The organism is Pseudoalteromonas sp. S3260 (assembly GCF_005886925.1).
GTDB lineage: Bacteria > Pseudomonadota > Gammaproteobacteria > Enterobacterales > Alteromonadaceae > Pseudoalteromonas > Pseudoalteromonas tetraodonis.
Genome location: NZ_PNCV01000053.1, coordinates 26,520 through 32,943 on the forward strand (window position 1 = coordinate 26,520; position 6,424 = coordinate 32,943).

Genomic DNA, 6,424 nt, shown 5'->3' on the forward strand with positions numbered 1-6,424 from the left:
GGCATTTTTTATATTTTAATGTTTTGTAGCAGAAATACCCGCAGACTCACAGGCTCTAACTATAAATTTATAACCGTAAGGCATGCTTTGATCAGGCGTTATTCCAATAATTTCGTAATCATTGAGCTCGATTGACTTACTCTCTGTTGAATTCTTACAGCGTGAATAACTGTCTGCTTCATAACTATAGGCAAACATGGCAATTAAGCGCTTACTACGTTCAAAGTAGCCTTTAGTATCTAAAAACTGCCTAACCGTTTGAGTGTTCTCATCTTCGCCTTCTAAGTGAATACCAAATGTTTTTGTCTGAGCGCCGTCATTGTCTGAAGAGGGAAGTTTTTTCTCTATTTGCTCACTCAACTTTTCTATGGCTTGCTCTTGTTCAGCGGGGGATTTATTTGCGAGCGATTGGCTATTTTCAAAGCTATTTACTATATCGTTTAATACTTTTTCAGGCGGTTTTTCATCAATAAATGCAATCAGACTTACAAACACTACCGTCGCTAAAAAAAGCGGGTTAATGCAGTTAGAAGTGGTGAGTAGCTTTGGCTAACAAACTTTATGCGATCAGATCCAAATGGCTTAATTAGTAATAACACTATGATGTAAAAAGGCAAAATAAGTTGTAAGCCGAGCAGTGTTGCCAGAGTTATTCCTAGTGTCCAAGGCGGTAAATATAATAAAGTGGCAAAGTTACGAGTGTAATTAAAGTGATTAGCTGATACCTAAGTGACTTCATTTACAATGCCACTAGTACTTGCTAAAACAAAGTTAGCAATACTGGCATAAAATACCAAAATAAGTGCTTTACCGGTGAGTGAATTCCATAGTTGATTAAACTGAGGCCAAAATTTTATGATCAGCGCAATAATAGTAATAGTGGCACATAGCCACGTTAACTTAAAAATGGCTAGAGTTATAAACGCAAGCAGATAAAGTTTTTGCGCGGTGTTAAGGTTAAACCATATGCTTTTTATATGGCTAAGCAGTTTAACTTGGTGTGGTTGCCAGCTTTTTTGCTGTTGCTTAAACTGCTTATTAGCACGCCATTTTGCAATTTTTAAATACCTTAACACCGACTTTCCTTATCTAAAGCGTATTACCGTTATTTATTTAATAACGGTTTTAAGTAGTGCCCAGTATGAGAGCGCTGGCATTCAGCCACTTCTTCTGGTGTACCTGCAATCAGTATTTCACCGCCGCCAGCACCCCCTTCAGGGCCTAAATCAACGATCCAGTCGGCTGTTTTGATGACATCTAAATTGTGCTCAATCACTACAATGGTATTGCCATGATCGCGCAGACGATGCAGTACTACTAATAACTGCTCTATATCTGCAAAGTGCAGGCCTGTTGTTGGCTCATCTAATATGTATAGCGTTTTACCGGTATCACGCTTAGAAAGCTCACGTGCTAACTTAATTCGCTGTGCTTCACCACCAGAAAGTGTTGTAGCGGCTTGGCCTAAGCGGATATAAGAAAGTCCAACATCCATTAGGGTTTTAAGTTTGCGTGCTATAGCCGGTATTTTATCAAAGTACTCATGGGCATCTTCAACGGTCATGTCGAGCACTTGGTTGATGTTTTTGCCTTTATATTGTACTTCTAAGGTTTCGCGATTATAACGTTTACCCTTACACACATCACACGGTACATAAACGTCAGGTAAAAAGTGCATTTCTACTTTAATAACGCCATCACCTTGGCATGCCTCACAACGCCCACCTTTAACATTAAAGCTAAAGCGACCTACTTTGTAACCACGTGAACGGGCTTCTTGAGTACCCGCAAACAGCTCTCGAATACCGGTGAAAATACCGGTATAAGTTGCAGGATTTGAACGCGGTGTGCGGCCAATAGGACTTTGGTCAATATCAATCACTTTATCAAAGTGTTCAAGGCCTGCAATTGACTTGTAAGGTGCCGCTTCTGCGGTTGTGGCACCATTAAGCTCGGTGTGAGCGAGTTTAAATAAGGTGTCGTTAATGAGTGTAGATTTACCTGAGCCCGATACACCGGTAATACAGGTCATTAAGCCAAAGGGTATTTTTAAATCAACATTTTTTAAGTTATTACCGGTAGCGCCAAACAGCTCTAACCATTTATCGTTAGTAGCATGGCGCTCTTTAGGCACTTCAATTTTACGCACCCCCGATAAAAACTGACCGGTAACCGAGTCTTTGCTCGCTAAAATATCATCGCGTGTACCTTGAGCAATAACATGGCCGCCATGCACGCCAGCACCTGGGCCAATATCAATAATATGGTCAGCCGCACGAATAGCGTCTTCATCATGCTCTACAACAATAACGGTGTTACCTAAATCACGTAAATGCACTAAGGTTTTTAATAAACGGTCGTTATCACGTTGGTGTAAACCAATTGAAGGTTCATCCAGTACATACATGACACCCACTAATCCAGCGCCAATTTGACTCGCTAAACGAATACGCTGTGCTTCACCGCCAGAGAGCGTGTCGGCGCTGCGCTCAAGTGATAAGTAATTTAGGCCAACATTTATTAAGAAAGATAAACGATCGCGAATTTCTTTTAAAATCTTCTCCGCAATTTGGCCTTTTTGCCCAGTCAAATGCAAGCCTTCAAAAAAGCTCATTGCCTCACCAATACTCATATGTGTGATGGTTGGTAAGTTAGTTTGACCAATAAATACGTTACGTGCTTCTTGGCGAAGGCGCGAACCTTTACAACTAGGACACGCTTGACTAGTTTGATACTTAGCTAGCTCTTCACGCACAGAGTTTGATTCAGTTTCGCGGTAGCGGCGGTTCATATTATTTAACACGCCTTCAAATACATGATTACGTGTAATTAAATCACCGCGGTCATTACGGTAATTAAATGCAATTTTAGTATCACCCGAGCCATCTAGAATAATTTTCTTATGTTCTTTAGCTAATTCCTGATAAGGCACATCTAAATCAAAGTCGTAATGTTGTGCAACTGCTTGCAACATTTGATAGTAGTAAAAGCTGCGTTTGTCCCAACCTTTAATTGCACCGCCAGCTAAACTTATCTCAGGGTTATGAACCACGCGATTAGGGTCAAAGTATTGCCTTACACCTAAACCGTCACAGCTTTGACAAGCCCCGGCTGGGTTGTTGAACGAAAATAGACGCGGTTCAAGCTCTGTCATCGCATAGCCACAGGTTGGACAGGCAAAATTTGCTGAAAACAGCATTTCTTCAGCATTGCTATCGTCCATAAACGCAATGTTGGCAACGCCGCCTGACATTTCAAGTGCTGTTTCGAATGATTCCGCGAGACGTTGTTGCTGGCCGTCTTTGACTTTAAAGCGATCAACCACGACTTCAATTGTGTGCTTTTTATGTAGATCTAGTGGTGGTGGATCAGATAGGTCGCACACTTCGCCATCAATACGTGCGCGAATGTAGCCTTGGCTTGCAAGCTGCTCTAATAGCTTTACATGTTCGCCTTTACGGTCTTTAATAACAGGCGCCAAGAGCATTAGCTTTGTGCCCTCAGGCAGTGCCAGCGCAGTATCGACCATTTGGCTGATTGTTTGCGCCGCGAGCGGTAAATCATGAGTCGGACAGCGAGGTTCGCCAACGCGTGCAAACATCAAGCGTAAATAATCGTAGATTTCAGTAATAGTTCCCACGGTTGAACGTGGGTTATGCGAGGTTGATTTTTGTTCTATGGAAATAGCAGGAGAAAGGCCTTCAATATGATCTACATCGGGCTTTTCCATTAATGACAAAAACTGCCTTGCATAAGCAGAGAGTGACTCAACATACCGGCGTTGCCCTTCTGCATACAGCGTATCAAATGCAAGTGATGACTTTCCTGAACCAGATAAGCCAGTAATAACAATTAGTTTATCACGTGGGATGGTTAGGCTGATGTCTTTTAAATTGTGCGTGCGGGCGCCTCGGACTTCAATGTTTTCCATGCTATCTCGTTTATTGCCAAAATTATTTGCTCAGTATCGCATAATACGCTGCAATATTAATCCTTGATCATCGAAAAAATCCTTAGTTATAGACGATTAATTATTGCCAAGCTTGTGATAGAATCCTTGCCTAATTTTTTAACACAGTAAGATCACGCAAATAATGACCGCATCTTCACTTAATTCACGAGAAAAACGCGCCGCCGTATCGTTAGCGAGTGTGTTTGCATTTAGAATGCTCGGCTTGTTTATGCTGATGCCTGTTTTAGCTATTTATGGTCAAGAGCTTGAAGGCTTTTCACCTATCTGGATTGGTTTTGCAATTGGTGCGTATGGTTTAACTCAGGCCGTATTACAAATCCCAATGGGGAGACTTTCCGATAAAATAGGTCGTAAAAAAGTCATAGTCGGTGGTTTGGCGGTGTTTGCTTTAGGTTCGGTAATTGCCGCTTTGGCAGAGTCTATTCAAATGGTGACGGTAGGGCGTGCGTTACAAGGCATGGGAGCTATAGCCAGCGCATTATTAGCGCTTGCATCAGATTTAAGCCGAGATGAACAGCGCCCCAAAGTCATGGCGGTGATTGGCATGAGCATCGGCATGAGTTTTGCGTTTGCGATGTTATTAGGGCCGATAGTGGCAGCTTCGTGGGGCATTGCAGGCGTATTTTGGCTAACGGCTATTTTGGCTGTGTGTGGTATTTTTATAGTCACTATGCTGGTGCCTAGTGCAATAAATAAAGCCCCTAAAGGCGATACGCTTGCCAGTTTTAGTGACATCAAAAAATTGATTAAACACCCACAGCTGGCACGTTTAAATGCAGGCGTATTATTGCTGCATCTAACATTAACGACTATTTTTGTAGTATTACCAAGCCAATTAATTAAAGATGGCTTAGTGGCCGAAAACCATTGGCAGCTTTATATCCCAGTTTTATTTTTGGCGTTTTTTTTAATGGTGCCAGTAATGATAGTGGCGATTAAAAAAGAGAAAGAAAAACAAGCATTTATTGGTTCTGTTATGGTTTTAATAGTCAGCATGTTAAGTATGTCTATGTGGGCAAACAGCGTTGTTGGTATTGCGGTTTGTATGCTGTTATATTTTGTTGCGTTTAACTTTTTAGAAGCCACTATGCCGGCTCTTGTGTCGCGTATTGCTCCAGCAAGCCAAAAAGGCTCAGCCATGGGGGGGTATTCATCGAGCCAGTTTTTAGGCGCTTTTTTAGGCGGCATGCTTGGCGGGTATGTAGCACAAACAACTAGTACGCAAGCTGTGTTTGCGGCGGCGGCACTTGTTGGGGTAATATGGCTTATTATTGCGTGGAAAATGCAAGTCCCACCGAAAAGCAAAGTTATTAGTTTAATGACCCAATTAGATTCTGAAGAGCAGGCACAAACACTGGCTTCTCAGTTAGTTGCTTTACCCGGCGTAATAGAAGCAACCGTAGTTCGCGATGAAAGTCGTAGCTACTTAAAGATTAATGATAAAGAATTTGACCTAGACCAAGCCCGAAGAGTGGCTGGTTTAATCTAACGTTTATAGGAGATGGTTCCATGGCACGCGGTGTGAACAAAGTAATTTTGGTTGGTAATTTAGGGCAAGATCCTGAAGTTCGTTACATGCCTAATGGTAATGGTGTAGCAAATATTACCTTAGCAACTTCAGATAGCTATAAAGATAAAAACACTGGCCAAATGGTTGATAAAACTGAGTGGCACCGTGTGGTATTTTTTGGCAAGTTAGCTGAAATTGTGGGTGAATACTGCCGCAAGGGAGCACAAATTTACGTAGAAGGTAAACTTCAAACCCGTAAATGGACTGATCAACAAGGCCAAGAAAAATACACCACAGAAATCGTTGTCGATGGCTTTACGGGTCAAATGCAAATGCTAGGTGCACGCGGTGGCGATCAACAAAGTGTTGGCTATCAAGGTAACCAAGGTGGTCAACAAAGTAGTGGCTATCAAGGCGGGCAACAAAGCGGTGGTTATGGTCAAAATAACCAAGGCCAAAATAGCCAGCAAGGCAGTTATGCTCCACAGCAGCAATCTGCACCTGCTCAGCAGCCAGCACCGCAGCAAAACAACCAATACCAGCCACAGCAGCAAGGTGGTTTTGCACCACAACAAAATAGTGCACCACAACAGCAAGGCGGGTTTGCACCTAAGCCACAAAATGCACCGCAAGGTGGCGCATCAAACCCTATGGAACCAACAATCGACTTTGATGACGATATCCCGTTCTAATTCAAGACAAAATATTAAATGTTGAAAAATAATCTTAAAAGCCGCTGTTTAGCGGCTTTTATTATTAAAAAATGACCGTATTCCATTTCTACAGTTTTTAAATCTGAATAAACACTTCCTAAAGTAAACATATGAATGTGTAAAAAGCATTGTGATATTGGTGTTTTTATTTTTTAAGCCAAGCCCTTCTTTGTTCAAACTAATATATAAATAATGACTGCTGTTTAGTTAACCTCAGATCTGCATAAG

General features: G+C 41.8%; 5 protein-coding genes. 2 read left to right on the forward strand and 3 right to left on the reverse strand.

What is annotated here, in order from left to right:
• Window positions 1–15: 15 nt before the first annotated feature.
• The 3 genes from CWC14_RS19765 to uvrA form a co-directional block, all read right to left on the reverse strand.
• Entirely contained in the window at window positions 16–495 is a 480-nt protein-coding gene (locus CWC14_RS19765) for a hypothetical protein (protein ID WP_249928736.1), read from the reverse strand.
• 230 nt (window positions 496–725) lie between these two features.
• Entirely contained in the window at window positions 726–1,076 is a 351-nt protein-coding gene (locus CWC14_RS19770) for a hypothetical protein (protein ID WP_237711623.1), read from the reverse strand.
• A gap of 29 nt (window positions 1,077–1,105) precedes the next feature.
• Window positions 1,106–3,931: an excinuclease ABC subunit UvrA gene (uvrA, locus tag CWC14_RS10125; protein WP_138562729.1), complete on the reverse strand. Its 2,826-nt coding sequence runs from the start codon at window positions 3,929–3,931 to the stop codon at window positions 1,106–1,108.
• A 163-nt stretch (window positions 3,932–4,094) separates the two neighbouring features.
• Between uvrA and CWC14_RS10130 the strand changes: the two genes are divergently transcribed.
• The gene (locus CWC14_RS10130; protein ID WP_138562731.1) at window positions 4,095–5,462 is read left to right on the forward strand and encodes an MFS transporter; all 1,368 of its coding nucleotides are present in this window, start codon (window positions 4,095–4,097) and stop codon (window positions 5,460–5,462) included.
• Between the two features lie 20 nt (window positions 5,463–5,482).
• Window positions 5,483–6,175, forward strand: a complete 693-nt coding sequence (gene ssb / locus CWC14_RS10135) for a single-stranded DNA-binding protein (protein ID WP_138562733.1) — start codon at window positions 5,483–5,485, stop codon at window positions 6,173–6,175.
• Window positions 6,176–6,424 lie beyond the last annotated feature (249 nt).